General features: G+C 61.4%; 14 protein-coding genes and 2 tRNA genes. All 16 read right to left on the reverse strand.

Going from position 1 to position 15740, the window contains the following annotated elements:
* Positions 1-151 precede the first annotated feature (151 nt).
* The gene (locus DWY03_RS05320; protein ID WP_117840104.1) at positions 152-988 is read right to left on the reverse strand and encodes a formate/nitrite transporter family protein; all 837 of its coding nucleotides are present in this window, start codon (positions 986-988) and stop codon (positions 152-154) included.
* A 323-nt stretch (positions 989-1311) separates the two neighbouring features.
* Positions 1312-1385 (reverse strand) — tRNA-Gly (locus DWY03_RS05325).
* Positions 1386-1391: 6 nt separating this feature from the next.
* Positions 1392-1468, reverse strand: a tRNA-Pro gene (locus tag DWY03_RS05330).
* 91 nt (positions 1469-1559) lie between these two features.
* Positions 1560-2918 (reverse strand): branched-chain amino acid transport system II carrier protein, encoded by a 1359-nt coding sequence (gene brnQ / locus DWY03_RS05335; RefSeq protein ID WP_117840093.1) that lies wholly within the window; start codon positions 2916-2918, stop codon positions 1560-1562.
* 67 nt (positions 2919-2985) lie between these two features.
* On the reverse strand, positions 2986-4125 hold the full coding sequence (locus DWY03_RS05340) for an aminotransferase class V-fold PLP-dependent enzyme (RefSeq protein WP_117817082.1): 1140 nt from the start codon (positions 4123-4125) through the stop codon (positions 2986-2988).
* Entirely contained in the window at positions 4122-4373 is a 252-nt protein-coding gene (locus DWY03_RS05345) for a DUF3343 domain-containing protein (RefSeq protein WP_117817081.1), read from the reverse strand. Before DWY03_RS05345 ends, DWY03_RS05340 begins: the two co-directional genes overlap by 4 nt.
* Before the next feature lie 19 nt (positions 4374-4392).
* Positions 4393-5019, reverse strand: a complete 627-nt coding sequence (yedF, locus tag DWY03_RS05350) for a sulfurtransferase-like selenium metabolism protein YedF (RefSeq protein WP_117840094.1) — start codon at positions 5017-5019, stop codon at positions 4393-4395.
* Between the two features lie 60 nt (positions 5020-5079).
* Positions 5080-6129 (reverse strand): selenide, water dikinase SelD, encoded by a 1050-nt coding sequence (selD, locus tag DWY03_RS05355; protein WP_117840095.1) that lies wholly within the window; start codon positions 6127-6129, stop codon positions 5080-5082.
* Between the two features lie 70 nt (positions 6130-6199).
* On the reverse strand, positions 6200-6964 hold the full coding sequence (locus tag DWY03_RS05360) for an acyl-CoA dehydratase activase (RefSeq protein ID WP_117840096.1): 765 nt from the start codon (positions 6962-6964) through the stop codon (positions 6200-6202).
* Positions 6965-7123: 159 nt separating this feature from the next.
* On the reverse strand, positions 7124-8287 hold the full coding sequence (locus DWY03_RS05365; protein ID WP_117840097.1) for a double-cubane-cluster-containing anaerobic reductase: 1164 nt from the start codon (positions 8285-8287) through the stop codon (positions 7124-7126).
* A gap of 150 nt (positions 8288-8437) precedes the next feature.
* Positions 8438-9721: a double-cubane-cluster-containing anaerobic reductase gene (locus tag DWY03_RS05370; RefSeq protein WP_117840098.1), complete on the reverse strand. Its 1284-nt coding sequence runs from the start codon at positions 9719-9721 to the stop codon at positions 8438-8440.
* Positions 9722-10166: 445 nt separating this feature from the next.
* On the reverse strand, positions 10167-11237 hold the full coding sequence (locus DWY03_RS05375; protein WP_117840099.1) for a sulfate/molybdate ABC transporter ATP-binding protein: 1071 nt from the start codon (positions 11235-11237) through the stop codon (positions 10167-10169).
* Between the two features lie 3 nt (positions 11238-11240).
* Positions 11241-12683 (reverse strand): molybdate ABC transporter permease subunit, encoded by a 1443-nt coding sequence (gene modB / locus DWY03_RS05380; RefSeq protein ID WP_231500789.1) that lies wholly within the window; start codon positions 12681-12683, stop codon positions 11241-11243.
* Between the two features lie 68 nt (positions 12684-12751).
* Positions 12752-13624 (reverse strand): molybdate ABC transporter substrate-binding protein, encoded by an 873-nt coding sequence (gene modA / locus DWY03_RS05385; protein WP_117840101.1) that lies wholly within the window; start codon positions 13622-13624, stop codon positions 12752-12754.
* A 204-nt stretch (positions 13625-13828) separates the two neighbouring features.
* Entirely contained in the window at positions 13829-14308 is a 480-nt protein-coding gene (locus DWY03_RS05390; RefSeq protein WP_117840102.1) for a molybdenum cofactor biosynthesis protein B, read from the reverse strand.
* Positions 14309-14318: 10 nt separating this feature from the next.
* Positions 14319-15581 (reverse strand): gephyrin-like molybdotransferase Glp, encoded by a 1263-nt coding sequence (gene glp, locus DWY03_RS05395; protein WP_117786466.1) that lies wholly within the window; start codon positions 15579-15581, stop codon positions 14319-14321.
* Positions 15582-15740: the final 159 nt, after the last annotated feature.

The raw sequence follows: 15740 nt of genomic DNA on the forward strand, positions 1-15740 counted from the left end.
GCCCCCTTTGTCGTCAGCAGCAAAATGCGGCAACGCACATGCAAAAAGGGACAGGTCCATTATGGCAGCTCGTGACAAGACGGCGCAGCGCCTCGCTCAAAACCTGCCAAAATAAACCTGTCCCTTTTTGGTCGGTTATGGGTTGGGTCCTTTAGGACTCTTTGTTGGCGTAGATAAACCAGTAGCCCAGCGCCACGATCAGGGCGCCACCCACGATATTGCCCAGCGTGGCGACCGTAAGGTTGAGCGCCAACCCGGCAGCGTTGAGGGCATCGGCGCCAGCGACATCGGCTCCATAGCCGCAGGAGTGCATCAAAATACCCATGGGCAAAAAGTACATGTTGGCGACGCAGTGCTCAAAACCGCAGGCCACAAAGGCAGCGATGGGCAGCAAAATGCCCACGACCTTGTCGACCACGGTCTTGCCGGCAGTGCCGATCCATACGGCCAGGCAGACAAAGATGTTGCACAAAATGCCGCGGAAGAAGATGGTAACGGCGTCGATCGCAACCTTACCGGCGGCGACGCTCACCATGGCATTGGCGACGGCCTCGCCGTTGAGCTTATAAATAGCTGCCATGTAAATCAAAAAGACAACGAACAGGGCGCCAGCAAAGTTGCCGATCCACACAACAGCCCAAGCCTTGAACATCTGGACGAGCGTAATCTTTTTGCTCTTAAGCGCGCATACCATAAGCGAGTTACCGGTAAACAGCTCCGCGCCGCAAATGAGCACGAGCACCAGTCCCAGGCAAAAAGCAAGACCGCCCACGAAGCGCTGGGCGCCCCAGCCAAGCGTGGGATCGCTCAGAAAGACCGTGAAGAACAGGCCGCCGAAGGCGATAAACGCTCCGGCGAACATGGCGAGCAAAAAGGCCTTCGAGACCGGCAGGTTGGCCTTGGTAACGCCGGCGGCCTCGGACTTAGCCTCGATCGCGGCGGGCGCCAGGCAGTCGGGGGTGGGGTATTCTGCCTTACTCTGTGCCATGGCAATCACTACTTTCTTACGATGTGGGACAAACGCTCTTGGTTCATTTGCCCCGCGAGGTCGGACGGTATAAAAATAAACGCGAGCCAAATTAGCATATTGGCCTGCGATTATATAGCTTGGAGCGGGCGACGGGAAGTCCAAGGATTTGCTTCGCAAATCCTTGTTTCGCTGCGGGCCTTCGGCCCTTGCGTGCTGCGCTGGAAAATGCTCACGCATTTTCTCAGCTCCGCACCCTGACGGGTTCGATTCCCGTCGCCCGGCGCGTAAACGAAAACAGCTCTGATTCCCAAAGGAAACCAAAGCCGTTAAAACAATTCTTATGGAGCGGGCGACGGGAATCGAACCCGCGTCATCAGCTTGGAAGGCTGGGGTTCTACCATTGAACTACGCCCGCAAGATATGGTCGGGACGACAGGATTTGAACCTGCGACATCCTGCTCCCAAAGCAGGCGCGCTACCAAACTGCGCCACGTCCCGAAGGTGTTGAGCAGCTAAGGCATAAACCTTGCGTGTCCCAAAGCGAAGGAAATTATAGGGGAGACTTCCCGCCTGTGCAAGCGGCGATATTCTAGCTCCTCGAATGTGCGACAAACCGGCTGTGGAGCAGGCCTATCACAAACGCCACCACGGCGACCGGCGCCCACGCGGCACCGATATCCGCCAGCGGCAGCGCATCGAACGGTAGCCACGCGCCAGCAAAGAACGCGTCGCGGACCGAGGTGATCACGCTCTGCACCGCGACGACGCCGCCGACCCAGACCCATACCTGCGGATGCGCGTCGCAAAAACCGTGCACCAGGCCCATAAGCACCAGCACAATGGCAACGGGATACAAGGCATTGAGCATGGGCACCGAGAACATAAGAATCACGTCGAGGCCCACGTTGGAGAGCACGCACGAAAACGCTGCGAACACAAAGGCGAGAACCGCAAAGGGGCGGCGCATGGCCTCCTCAGAGGCCTCCGCTCCCCCTTCGACCACATACGTCTCGCAGAAGTAACGCGAGCAGCAGCTGATGAGGCCGATGCACACGTTCATGCAGGCGAGGAAAAAGATCGCAAAGACCACGACCGTGCCGGCAAGCCCAAAATGCATGGAGGCCGAACGGGCGAGGATGGCGGCGCCGTTGGTAGCGTCGGGCATCACGGTGCCGAGCTGCATACCGGCAAGGCCCAAGCCGCAGTAGATGATGGCCATGAGTACGCCGGCGATCACACCGGAACGCGAAATCTCGAAGGCCACGCGCTTGTCATCGGTAACACCCAACTCGTGGATGGTCTCGGCGATGATGATGCCAAAGGCGAGCGACGCGAGCAGGTCCATGGTCTGATAGCCAGTCAGAAAGCCCTGCACGGCAGCGCCAGCATCGTAGGGGGCCTGCGGCGCGGCAGCGGGACCCAGCGGCGAGATCACGGCAGCACCAACGACCAGCACGATGAGCGCAATGAGCGCGGGGCCCGTAATGCGGCCGAGCACGCGTGTGATGACGCCCGGGCGCAGCGTGAGCGCAAACGCGACGACAAAGAAGCCGACGGCAAACACCAGGCGCGCCGTGCCGAGCGAGACGCCCTCGGGCAACAGCGGCACCAGCATCTCGAAGGCCGTGGAGCTCGTGCGCGGAATGGCCAGGCACGGGCCGATAGCCAGATACACCGCCGCGACAAAGAACTCGCCGAACTTGGGATGCACACGGCCGGCAAGCTCGCGCGCCGTTCCGGCAAGTGCCACGGCGATAAAGCCCATGACGGGCAGGCCGATGGCGGCAATGAGAAAGCCGAGCATGGCGACCGGCGTGGCAGAACCTGCCTGCAGCGCCAGCAGCGGCGGAATAATAAGGTTGCCGGCGCCAAAGAGCATCGAGAACAGGGCGATACCGACGGTAACGACATGGTCGGAGCGCAGGCCGCGCGGCGCGGATGAGGCCATGGGACCACCTTTCGGGTCGAAACAAAAACGGGACGGGCAAAAGGCCCATCCCGCAAGTATATACGCTTTAGCAAGCTAAATCGCGCAAAGCTTCAATCGCGGCGTCAACTTCCTCGTCCGTGTTGAAATACCCAAACGAGAAGCGAACGACACCCTGGCGCTCGGTCCCCAACGCGCGGTGCATGAGCGGAGCGCAGTGGGCGCCGGGGCGCGTCGCAATCCCCCACCCTTGCATGAGCGCGTCCGAAATCTCGGCCGAATCGATATCGCCCACGTTGAGTGAAACGATCGCCGAGCGCACGGGCTGGTCAAAGGCACCGTAGAGCTTGATCTCCGGGATTTCGCGCACGCCAGCGAGAAAGCGATCCGCCAGTGCTCGCTCATGCGCCGCAATCGCCTCGACCCCACCTTGGGCCTCGATAAAGTCGAGGCCGACAGAAAGGCCGGCGACACCGTGGCCGTTGAGCGTGCCCGCCTCCAGGCGCGTGGGCCACTCAAGCGGCTGCAGCGGATCAAAGCTGTGCACGCCCGTACCGCCCATGGCCCAGGGGGCCACGTCAATGCCCTCCGCCACGGCCAGGCCGCCGGTCCCCTGCGGACCCATGAGCCCCTTGTGGCCGGTAAAGCACACCACGTCGAGCCCCATGGCCTGCATATCAATATGCGCCGTGCCGGCAGACTGCGAGGCATCGACGATCACGAGCGCACCGGCCGCATGGGCCATGGCGGCCACGCGCGCAATGTCGACCGCGTTGCCGGTCACATTGGAGGCGTGCGCCACCACCACGGCACGTGTGCCCGGCGTCACCAGCCGCTCAAGCTCTTCGTAGTCGAGCGCACCGTTCGCGTCGCAGCCCGCATGCTCAACGGTCACGCCCTGCTCTGCCGCCAGGCGGTTGAGCGGACGCAACACGGAGTTGTGCTCGAGCACCGTCGTGACCACGCGGTCGCCGCGGCGCACCACGCCATTGATGGCGGTGTTGAGCGCCGCGGTGGAGTTGGACGTAAAGCACACATGATCAGCCCGCGGGCAGCCCAGCAAGCGCGCGAGCTTGGCACGGCAACCGTGAATCGTACGAGCGGCATCGAGGGCACCCGACGTGGCGCCGCGCCCGGCATTGCCGAGCGAGCACATCGCCTGCGTCACGGCATCGATGACCGTCTGCGGCTTGTGCATGGTCGTCGCCGCGTTATCCAGGTAGATCATCGCACGACCTCCCACATATCAATCACGGTATAGCCCTCGGTGGGAACGCCCGCCGCGGCGAGTTCGCCGCGCAGCAGCTCCTCATCGGCAGGCAACGCTTTCCACGCCAGACCACAGCCGGCAGCGACCTCCCCGGGCACGGGAATCGTTCGCCCGGGAAGGCCACGCTCAACGCACAGGGACTCGCAGCCCATGGCGGCCGCCGTGGTGGGAAACGTGATGACAAGCGCCGGGCGCTTCTCCCTCATGGCAACTCCAACCAATACGCTACGGGCGCACGACGCGCACGGCCTGCTCCATCTTCTCCACGATCACATACATGTTCGTGACCTCGCCCACGGCAAGCTGGTCCTTAATGCCATAGTGGTCGAGGCAGGTGCCACAGGTGAGGATCTCAACGCCCTGCTCGGCCAGGCCCTTCAGGTCGTCGAGTACCGGCGAGCCCTCGACGGTGAGCTTGGCACCGCCGTTGTAGAACAGCATGGTCGCGGGCAGCTCCTCCTGCTGCGTCACGGCAAAGATGAAGGCCTTCATGAGCTTGTGGCCCAGCTCGTCGTCGCCACGGCCCATGCAGTCGGTGTAGACGGAAATGACGAGTTTGCCCTTGCCGGCGCTGGCATCACAGAAGGCAGCGCCATCCTGCTCGGGATCGGCCATGGCAACGGCGCCAGAGGTCGCCACGGTCACGTGCCACTCGGCGTCAGAAACCTTCTCGACCGAGGCCGTGCAGCCCTTCTCCTGCGCCATCTTGGAGATGTTCTTGACGGCGGTCTCGTTATCGACCGAGGTCACCACGGCACCCTCGCCGTCAAGCTGTTTGAGCGCCTTAAGCGTCTTGACGACGGGCAGCGGACAGGCATCGCCCATGGCATTGACTTCAATCTTGGTAGACATAGCAAAATCCTTTCGAAAGAACCGTTCTAGAGAACGTAAACAGTTACATAAACGTGCGGGCTAGCGGACAACGTGGACGGCAGGACCGCCTGGCACCGGCTCGCACGCGCGACCGACGACGGCGGCAACGCGCCCCTCGGCATGTAAACGACGCGCAAGCTCATCCACATCGGCAGCTGGCGCTGCGATGAGCAGGCCGCCCGAGGTCTGCGGATCGTACAGCGCATCCAGCATTCCCGGCTCCAGGTCCTCGTCGGCAGCCACGCGCGGGCCAAAGAAGTCCTGGTTGCGGTAGGAGCCCGCGGGGATAATGCCCAGACGCGCCATGTCGAGCACCTGGTCAAAGAGCGGCACCGACCCCGACGCAAGCTCAACCTGCACGCCCGAGCCCTCAGCCATCTCGCACGCGTGCCCGATCAGGCCAAAGCCCGTAATGTCGGTACAGCCGTGAAGCTCGAGTCCCTCGGCCAGACGAATCGGGGCCTCGTTGAGGGTGCGCATCGAGTCAAACATGGCTGCGGCCTCGTCCTGCTCGATGAGCTCGCCCTTAATGGCCGTGGTGATAATGCCCGAGCCGATCGCCTTGGTCAGCAGCAATGCATCGCCCACGCGCGCGCCGCTGTTGGCGAGCATACGGTCAAGCGCGACAAACCCGCTCACGGACAGGCCGTACTTGGGTTCGTCGTCGTTGATGGTGTGGCCGCCCGCGATGGAGCAACCCGCCTCGACGCACTTGTCGGCGCCGCCCGCCAGAATCTGACCGGCAACCTCAACGCCCAGACAGCTCGGGATACACAGCAAGTTCATGGCATGGCTCGGCCGCCCGCCCATGGCGTAGATGTCCGAAAGCGAGTTGGCCGCGGCAATCTGGCCAAACAAAAACGGGTCGTCGACCATCGGCGGGAAGAAGTCGATGGACTGCACGAGACCCAGGTTATCGCCAACGCGGAAGACGCTCGCATCGTCGGAGGTATCGAACCCCACGAGTAGGTTGTCGTTATGCACATTGGGCAAGTCGCCCAGGACCTGGGCGAGGGCTCCAGGAGCCAACTTAGCGGCTCAACCGCTCGCGGCCGTCATAGACGTGAGCTTAATCTGATCGTCAGGCATCGATACCTCCTCTCATCGGTCAATCATTTTCTCTCAGTATACGCATGAATGCGAGCCCAAGGCGGATGCATTAATTGAGCGCCTGTGCGCGAATCGCCGCGCCGATGGCACCGGCAAAGCGAGCCTGGGGCGAGGTTGTCACCGGCGACCCCAGTAGCTCGCCCAACCGCTCCACCACGAAGGCGTTCTCGCACAGGCCACCGGTCAGGTAGTACGGGGCGCCCGCGGCCTGCCCGGCCATGGTCGCCACGCGCGAGACCACGCTGTCGATCACGCCACGTGCGATGTTCTCGCGCGGCTCACCGCGACCGATCAGGCTGATAACCTCACTTTCGGCAAACACCGTGCACATGCTGCTGATCTTGCTGGGCTCGCCGGAACGCGCCAGGTCGGCCATCTGCTGCTGGGAAATGCCTAGGCGGTCGGCCATGATCTCCAAAAAGCGCCCCGTGCCGGCGGCGCACTTGTCGTTCATGGCAAACTTGGCCACGCGGCCGCCTTTAAGCTGGATGACCTTGGTGTCCTGGCCCCCCACGTCAATCACCGTGCCGTGATCGCCAAACAGACGCACGGCACCGGTGCCGTGGCAGGTAATCTCGGTCACGACCTTGTGCGCATAGGGCACGGCAACACGGCCGTAGCCAGTCGCGATCACGCGCACGTCGTCGGCAGCCACGCCATAGCCAGCCGCTGCCAGTGCCTCGCGCAGCCGCTCGGAAGCATCGACCGAGGAAAACCCGGTTGGCTGCACGCACGTCCACGCCACCGAACCCTCCCCGTCGACCACAGCAGCCTTAGCCGCCGTAGACCCGATATCGATCCCGATCCCTATCATGGCTCTCTCCTAATCAGCAAGAAAATCAAACGATCAGACACTGCTGCAACAACGGCCCTCTGGCGTCTGAGGTGCCCGAGATTCCGAGCGACAAGCCCGACGAAGCGTACTCAAGGTACGCGAGGAGGGTTGGAGCCGGAAGGTCGGGCGCCTCAGACGTCAGAGGGTTTCGATAAAGGCGGCGATGCGCGTCTCGATTTGGCCCATGTCACCGTTGCTGTAGTCGGTCTCGATCTTCATATACGGAATGCCCGCACCCTCGACAGCTTCCTGCATGCGCGCACTCTCCACGTTAAAGGTGTGGCAGGCCTGTAGCACGCTCTCTACCACGCCATCGACATGATACTTCTCGCACATGGCAAGCGTGTTCCCCATGCGGCTGTCGTTGGGCGTCATGACCGAGCAGTTGATATCCAGGTAGCGGTCGGCGATGGCGCGCAGGATATCGGGAGCATCGGGGTCGATCATCATGGCCGCCGTGCGCTCACCCGAGCAGTCGTCCATGCACACGACCACGCCGCCATTGGACTCGATAGTACGGCCTATCTTGTTGATCACGCCGCCCACCGGGCAGCCGGTGATCAGAATGCGCTTGGCATCCGCCGCAACCGGGCGCTCGCCCGCGTCGTAGGCCTCGCGCAGCTTGGCAACCTTTTGCTCCAGCTGATCCGTATAGGCCTCGATATCAAAGCTGAACGTACCGGCAAACATGGTGCTCATCAGGTCGACGCCGCTCATGGCCGCCGGCTGGTTAGCCTGCAGCGCAAACATCTCGAGCTGGGCCGCACGCAAACGGTTGCGACGACGGACGGCGGCGCGCAGGTCATCGTCGGTAATCGTGATGCCGTAGAAGTTCTCGAGCTCCTCCTTGAGTAGGCGGCACTCCTCGTACCAGCTTTCACGCTCGTAGGCGCGATCGCGACCCTGCGGCAGGTGCAGAATGTGCGTGCGCTTGAGCTCCCCCAGCAGCTCGTACATCTTCTTCTTGCCGTCGCAGGTGGTCTCGCCGATGATCATGTCGCTAAAGTACGTAAACGGGCACTTTTGCGAGTAGGCAAAGCCGTAGGTCGACTTGATGAGCGGGCAGAGGTTCGCGGGCAGTACCTTCTCGGCCTCGGGGATCACCTCATCGGACGTACCGCACAGAGCGACACTTGCGGCCCCCGCGGCATCGATAATCTCGAGCGGCGTATAGCTGCACAAAAAGCCGACCAGGCGATTGCCGGCCTGTTTATAATCCTTGACGCGAATAAACGCGGCCTTGCGCTGCTCGTTGAACTCCTCAAACGTGCTGGGCAACGGCTGCTCAATATTTTCCGACATATAACTCCTAAACCTTTTAACCAACCAAGGAAACGGCTTTCCCAGGCGCCCGAGGTTGCCGTGAAAGAGCAGCTCCGCGCACTTTGGTACGCAAGCGACGGTTTGAACGGCAAGATCGGGTACCTGGGGAAGCCGCCGGAACGTATAGCCCTAAATGGTTTCCAAGAAAGCTTCGATGCGCGTCTGCAATTGGCCTGCGTCCTCGCCGGCGTAGTCGGTCGTGATGTGCATGAACGGAATGCCCGCCTCCTCGGCGGCCTTCTCCACGGCGAAGGACTCCATCTCATAGAGCGTGCAGAACTGCAGGGCCACGTCGACGATGCCGTCGGCATGCAGGTCCTTGGCCATCTGGACAATGTCCTTCATACGCTGGTCGTTGGGCGTAAAGACGGCGCAGTTGATCTTAAAGTAGCGCTCGGCGATGGCATCGAGCATCTCGTCGACCGTCTCACCGGACTCGTCGACCAGGTCCTTGTAATAGCGCGAGCCCGTGCAGGACTCCTCGCCTACCACAATGCCACCGGCTTTCTCGATGAGGTTGAACAGCTTCCAGTTGGGCACGGCCATGGGCGTACCGGTGTACAGGATGCGCTTAGTCCCCTTGGGCGCCACGCCCTCTCCGGCCTCGACACGCTGCTCACACTCGGCCGCCATATCGTTAATGGCTCCGGTCAGACGTGGCGTGTCGTCCATAAAGGCGGCCTGAACGGTCAGCAGGCTGTCAAGACCGCTGATGGGCGCAGGGTCGGCAGCGCGCGTGGCAGCGAGGCGCTGCAGGGCGCGACGCTTCTCATTGACGGCGTGGATGGCGGCCTTCAGACGCTCAGGCGTAATCGTGACGCCGCACTCTTCCTCGATCTTGGCGGCGAGCTTCTTGACCTCGGCCTTCCAGGTCACGAGCGTCGACTCGTCGTGTACGTTGGGAATATCCATGACGTACATGTTCTTTTGCGTGGCAAAAAACTCGTAGGCCTTCTTCTTGCCATCGCAGGTGTTCTCGCCTACCACCAAGTCACTCGACTCAATGTAGGGGCAGACCTCGCCCAGCTTAAAGCCGGCAAAGCTCTTGATAAGCGGGCAGGTGTTGCGCGGCAGATGCTCCTCGACCTTATCGGTTGCCCAATCGGCACCCGAGCACAGGCCCACGGGAATACCGTCGCAGGCGAGCACAATCTCCTCGGGCACGTACACGCAGAACGAGCCCACGATTTTGGTGGCCTCGCCAGCCTCCTTTTTGTCGAGCATCTCCTTAATGCGGCCGCTATGGATGTTGGTGGCCACAAAGTCCAAGTAGGACGTGGACTTGGGGCGGTTCTTCTGCGACAGGAACATGTCCCCGTACATCTGGCCCACGGCGCCCAGCAGCATATCGTGGTCGGCAAGATTCATGCCGAGGCTCTCCCACATCGGGTGGAAATCAAATTCTTCAGCCATAACGGTTCCCCTCTCGAACCAAAAACGGATAACAGCGGTATCGATGCACGACGGACGGCGATTGCCCGGCCGTGCTCAAACCCGGAATTTTAGGGAACCTGCTTTGCGGTCGGTTATTTAGTTGTGCGTCGTCTCTCCCGGAGCCGTGAACATACCTGCTCATATGCGACTCCGAGCCATGTATAGGGCACGCGCGGCAACGCGGCGAATGTATGTCGTCTGCGGCATGTGCGCACCCTCCTTTACAAGTTGAGGTCAACTATATCAACGGTCGTCGTCCAGACGAATACCGCCGACACGCGTACGACAGCTGCGGGATGCGAACACCTCGCTGTCTGATAAATAATTATCAGATTGATAAGATTTTGTTATATAGAAATCGGCGAGCGGTAAAGTGGAAACAAAGCGGTCGAGGACTACCTCCTCGCCCGCATCGCCCACCGAATTAACGACAAACCAAATGGATCCTGCTGGCATCAAAATGCATGCGCAGCGTCTCGCCTGCTTGCGGCAGCTCGTCGACAGGTATGCCCACTTTGTTGACCTTCCACTGCAGGCGCGTCGGCGCATCGGCACGCGGCACGTCCAGCAGCACCAGGCGCTCAAAACGCGAATCGCTCACTCGGGCCACGTGCAGGTCATAGCTGTTGCGACCCCGCTCGGCACGGTTGTCCACATGAAAGTAGCTCGCACGAATACCCAGGTACGCCACGTTATCGGGAACCTCACGGCCCACGTTGAAGGTCATGCCCCAGTCCAGGGCCTCAACTTCCTGAAGCCCGATCTTGCGCGCGCGGCTCGTATTCTTGCAGCCCGTCAGGCGCAGCGCAGCCAAGGTTTGCGGCCGGCGGACCACGTCCTCGACGGAGCCGATCTCCTCCACATGTCCGTTATGCATCACGCAAATGCGCTCGCACAGGCGGCATGCCTCGTCAATATCGTGGCTCACGTAGAGCACGGTACGATTACAGACGTCGAACAGGTCGAGCATGTTCTGCTCAAGCGCGCTCTTGAGATACGCGTCGAGCGCACTCATGGGCTCATCGAACATAAAAATGCCCGGGTGTGCCGCCACCATGCGAGCAAGCGCCACACGCTGCTGCTGGCCGCCCGAGAGACGCGCGGGATAGCGGTCGGCAAAATCGGCCAGTCCAAAGATACCCAGGTAGCGCTCGGCAAGTTGCCTACGCGCCGCGGCGTCGCCTGCACCCTCAACGCCGGCGCACACGTTATCGGCCACCGTCATATTAGGGAACAGCTGATAGTTTTGAAACATCAGGGCGCACTTGCGCTCCTGGGGCGACAGATTGATGCCCGCCACCGAGTCAAAGAAGGTTACGCCGTTGACGACGATCTTGCCCTCGTCGGGCGTCTCCACGCCGGCAATACAGCGCAAGGTGCAGCTCTTGCCGCATCCGGAGGCGCCGAGCAGCGCCACACGCTCCTCGCCGGCATCGAGCTGAATGTCGAGGGTAAAGCCGGGATAGCGCTTTTTGATATCCAGAACGAGCGACATGGCCTATCGACCTCCCTGCAAAGCGGCATCATCGCGCATGAGCTCGGCCAGCGCCTCGCGATCGATACGCAAGGCATCGCCGCCCGCCGGGTCGAGCGAATCGCCCTGTCCGGCAAGATCTTTGATCCGCTTGCGCTCCACACAGGAAAGGCCCCGCTCGCGATACTTTTGCGAATGAGCGGTGTACATATTGATAAACAGGATGACCAGGAAACTAAACACGATCACGACGGCGACCCAAAAGAGGGCCACCGACGTGTTACCGCCCATCCACTCAAAGTAAATCGCAATGGGAATGGTCTGCGTAATGCCGGCATAGTTGCCTGCAAAGAACAGCGTGCAACCAAACTCGCCCATCGCGCGGGCAAAGGCGAGCACCGTGCCGGCGGCAATCGAGGGCCAGCCAAGCGGCATCATAAGCTTGGTAAAGATGCGACGCTCGGACCATCCCAGGGTTCGCGCCGCATCGAGCATCTGCGTGTCAAGGCTCTCGAAGGCTCCGAGTGCCGTACGGTAGACCAGGGGAAACGACACCACCACGGCAGATATCACCGCCGCGGGCCACGTAAAGACGATCGAGATACTGTGTGCAATAAGCCACTGGCCAACCCCGGTTGAGCGGCCAAACAGCATGAGGAGCAGAAAGCCACACACCGTGGGAGGCAGCACCATCGGGATGGTAAAGACCGAGTCGAGTAGGCCCTTCACGCGGCTCGTCGTACCCATGGTCTTCCATGCGGCAAACAGGCCCAGCGCAAAGGAGATCAGCAGGGCAAGGCCGCTCGTTTTGATAGACACCCAAAACGGGCGATAGTCGATGTTGCCCAAAAAGGAGGCCAGAGAGGCCAAGGGCCCCTGCTCATCCCGCAACACGACAGACGATGCTTCTACCATTTGAGCGCTATCAAGCCAACGCGCGCCGCCCTTGGCATCACCCGAGGCTGACGCAATCACCACATAGCGGTCCCCATCCGCACCACGCACATCAAAGCCATAGGTATACCCGCCGGCATCAAACGTTGTTTCCGCCGTGACATACCAAGGAAGATCCACGTCCCCCAGCTGCGCACCTCCCATGCAGTTTGCGCTGTCGAGCTCACAGACGAGAGCCTTGAGACCCGATACGCACTCGTTGTCCTGCGGATCCAAACCATACTTCTCGACTGCCTTGGGCGATATCCACACCACAACGCGATCGGCAGCGGGCGCCACTACAAGGTCCACGTCCTCGTCAACGGGAAACCGATAGCCCTCAGGCTGGCCCTCCATGGCACGAGCGGTCCCCTTGGCCAACCGCTCAAAACCCTCGATCCCATAGGAAAGCCCATGAGCGGTCGCAGCAACCTGGGCCCCGTCCTCAGCGTCCCCAGCAAACGCAAGTCCCGGCACCCAGCAAAGCGCGAGGGTCAAAGCACAGACGACAAGCATGCGGAATCTATTAAGCACGAAAAGCTCCAAGCGAACACAAGGACGGAGTGAGACACAACACGATGGAATTATCGCGCCAAGCCGCACTACTCGGAAAGCTCAAAGCCGTACTTAGCCCAAATCTTCTGAGCCTTCTTGTTGGTCAGACAGAAGTCGATAAATGCCTTGGCCTCGTCGGCGTGCTCGGAGCTCTCGGCAACGGCGCCCGGGTACACGATGGGCTTGTGCGAATCCTCGGGGCACACGAAGGCCTCCTCGATGCCGTCATAGCGGAAGATATCGGAGCTGTAGACAAAACCGGCCACGCAGTCGCCCGTAGACACATAGGCGGCGGCGGTACCAACTTTGTCGGCCAGTGCGACCTTGTCGGCGATCTCGGGTGCGTACTCGCCATCGTCACCCTCGGCACCGGTGTAGAGGCCCGCGGAGGCCAGTGCCTGATTGGCGTACTTGCCGGCAGGAACGGTCTTGGCGTCGCCGATGGCGATCTTGCCGTCCAGGCTCGCGATGTCGGCGATGGCCTCGACCTTGGTGTCGGAGCCCTCGGCGCGAATGACCACAAGATCGTTGACGAACATATCCTCACGCGTGTCGGCGTCGACGAGCTCGGCGGCCTCGGCGTCGTCCATGGTGCCCTTGGAGGCTGTGATGGGCACGTCGACCGTGGCGCCGGCGCGCATCTGCTCGACAAGGTCGCCGGACGCCTTAAACTGCGTGTCGGCAAAGGTGGTACCGGTCTGCTCGGTGTAGAGCTTCTGAACCTCGGGCAAAGCCTTCTCGAGCGAGTTGGCAGCAAAGACCTGCAGCTCGACAGCCTTCTTGGACGAAATCTTGGCGGAACCGGCATCGGAACCGGTCGACTCAGGCTCCTTGTTGCCGGAGCAGCCGGCAAGGCCAAGGCCGGCAGCGGCGACAGCGGAGAGTGAGACGAATCCGCGGCGAGAAACCATATCGAACATGTTCAACCCTTTCGGACCTTGTGCCCGGGTACCCCACCGCAGGCTTTATTCTGTTATTAAATTATACTTCGGTGCGAATAATGATTATGAGAAATTATTCTCGTCTGAAAATATAGTTTCAAGCATGCCTACAGAATGCCGTCCCCTTGGGCGCAAATAAAAGGCGGAGCAGCCGTTCAGGTCGCTCCGCCGCAGGTAAACCGCTTAGTTGGTATGTCCGCCGCCCGCTGTCATCTGAGCCGCATGCTCCAGCTGGTCCGCTATGGCCTCCCAGCTTTCGCGGGCGGCCTTCGTAGAACCTGGAAAGTTTACGACAAGTGTATGACCTCGTTGCATGCAAATAGCGCGCGAGAGCATAGCGCGGCGCGTCTTGGTCATGGAGTACGCACGGATTGCCTCTGCAATACCCGGCACATCGCGCTCGCAAACGGCACGCGTCGCCTCGGGCGTCACATCGCGCATCGAAAGCCCCGTGCCACCGCAGGTGAGCACGACATTGGTGTGGCACTCATCGGCAGCTTCCACAATGGCATCACCGATTTCGCTGACGTCGTCGCGCACGACCACATGTGAGGCGACCGTCCATCCCTGCGCCTCGATAAGCTCCTCGAGTGCGGCACCCGCCTCGTCCTGGGCAAGGTCGCGCGTATCCGAGCACGTCACGATCGAAATCTTTAGCTCCATAACATTCCTCCTATAGCACCGTGCCCTCAGGCAGGTCGACTCGCACGACATCCACGACATCGCCCGCCTTGAGGTCGCACGGTCCTTCGTCAATACGCAGCAGGCAGTTAGCCCGCTGCATTGTGCCGAGCAGCGCCGAATTCTGTGTCTTGGCCTCGGTCACCAACAGCTCACCGGTCTCGGGGTCGCGCAAAACCGTGGCGCGATCGAAGAAGCGGCGATGCTGTCGCTTTTTCACGCCGTGCGTGAGCGTCGCCTGCTGCACGGGACGCACGCCCTCGGCAAAGCCGCGCATCTTGCGAATCGCCGGACGCGCAAGCATCTCAAAGCCTACATACGCCGCGGCCGGATTGCCTGAAAGTCCCAGGTAGGGCTTACCCCCAAGCAAGCCAAACGTGATGGCCTTGCCCGGACGCATCGAGATGCGATCGAACAGCACCTCACCCTCGCGCCGGACGAGCGCCGTCACGTAGTCGTAGTCGCCTGCCGAGGCGCCACCGCTCGTAATGACAAAATCGCACTCCTGCACGGCACGATGCACCAGCTCGGCAATCGCCTGCTCATCATCGGGCGCAATGCCGTAGAACACGGGCTCGGCTCCTGCATCGAGCGCTTCGGCCATCAACGCCGACGAATTGGAGTCGCGAATCTGCCCGCGCGCCGGCAGCTCACCCGGCGCGACCAGCTCCGTGCCCAGCGAGATAATGCCCACACGCGGCGCGGCATGCACCTTCACGCTCGCATAACCGGCGCTCGCCAACAAGCCGGCGCCCGCCGGAGCCACGACCTCGCCAGCGCGCATCACGACATCGCCGGCATGGGCCTCCTCGGCGGCAGAGCGAACGTTCTCCCCTACCTTGGCAGGCGCCGAGAAGCGAACGCGCGAGCCCTCGTTGCCGTCGCCATCGAGTACGTCGACGATCTCGTACTTCACCACGGCATCGGCACCTTCGGGTACCGGCGCGCCCGTCATGATGCGGACCGTCTCGCCCGCGCCGATTGTGTCCTCAAACACATGGCCCGCGGCCTCGTGTCCGATAACGTCGAGCGTCACCGGCGCCTCGTCAGACGCCTGCGCCAAGTCCGCCGAGCGCACGGCATATCCGTCCATAGCGCTGTTGGCAAACGGCGAGATGTCGATATCGGCCACCGCATCCTCGGCCAAGGGAAGACCGGCGGCCTGCCACACGGGAATCTCGATGAGATCCGTCGGAGCAACGTGCGACAAAACAATCGATTGCGCATCCTCCAGCGGTATGAGTTTCTCTGCCATATGCACCTCTTAATGCCACGGCGCACAACAAGGGCGCCGATTCATTATGCTTGTCTCAGTATAATCCCCCCGACGCACGACCGTGACTCGGCCTGTACCCGCAAATACACCTGTCGGTTGCACCTTGATTCTCATTTTCATTGCAACGGCCTCAGGACT

Origin of the sequence: Collinsella sp. AF23-2, assembly GCF_003459245.1 — a bacterium.
Lineage (GTDB): Bacteria > Actinomycetota > Coriobacteriia > Coriobacteriales > Coriobacteriaceae > Collinsella.

Excerpts from the sequence above, each read along its gene's own strand:
- DWY03_RS05375 (WP_117840099.1), bottom strand. The coding sequence starts at position 11,237 with ATGTCGCTCGTTCTGGATATCAAAAAGCGCTATCCCGGCTTTACCCTC.
- DWY03_RS05360 (WP_117840096.1), bottom strand. The coding sequence starts at position 6,964 with ATGATAGGGATCGGGATCGATATCGGGTCTACGGCGGCTAAGGCTGCT.
- modA (WP_117840101.1), bottom strand. The coding sequence starts at position 13,624 with ATGTTCGATATGGTTTCTCGCCGCGGATTCGTCTCACTCTCCGCTGTC.
- DWY03_RS05345 (WP_117817081.1), bottom strand. The coding sequence starts at position 4,373 with ATGAGGGAGAAGCGCCCGGCGCTTGTCATCACGTTTCCCACCACGGCG.
- DWY03_RS05320 (WP_117840104.1), bottom strand. The coding sequence starts at position 988 with ATGGCACAGAGTAAGGCAGAATACCCCACCCCCGACTGCCTGGCGCCC.
- DWY03_RS05340 (WP_117817082.1), bottom strand. The coding sequence starts at position 4,125 with ATGATCTACCTGGATAACGCGGCGACGACCATGCACAAGCCGCAGACG.
- DWY03_RS05365 (WP_117840097.1), bottom strand. The coding sequence starts at position 8,287 with ATGTCGGAAAATATTGAGCAGCCGTTGCCCAGCACGTTTGAGGAGTTC.
- brnQ (WP_117840093.1), bottom strand. The coding sequence starts at position 2,918 with ATGGCCTCATCCGCGCCGCGCGGCCTGCGCTCCGACCATGTCGTTACC.
- glp (WP_117786466.1), bottom strand. The coding sequence starts at position 15,581 with ATGGCAGAGAAACTCATACCGCTGGAGGATGCGCAATCGATTGTTTTG.
- DWY03_RS05390 (WP_117840102.1), bottom strand. The coding sequence starts at position 14,308 with ATGGAGCTAAAGATTTCGATCGTGACGTGCTCGGATACGCGCGACCTT.
- DWY03_RS05370 (WP_117840098.1), bottom strand. The coding sequence starts at position 9,721 with ATGGCTGAAGAATTTGATTTCCACCCGATGTGGGAGAGCCTCGGCATG.
- yedF (WP_117840094.1), bottom strand. The coding sequence starts at position 5,019 with ATGTCTACCAAGATTGAAGTCAATGCCATGGGCGATGCCTGTCCGCTG.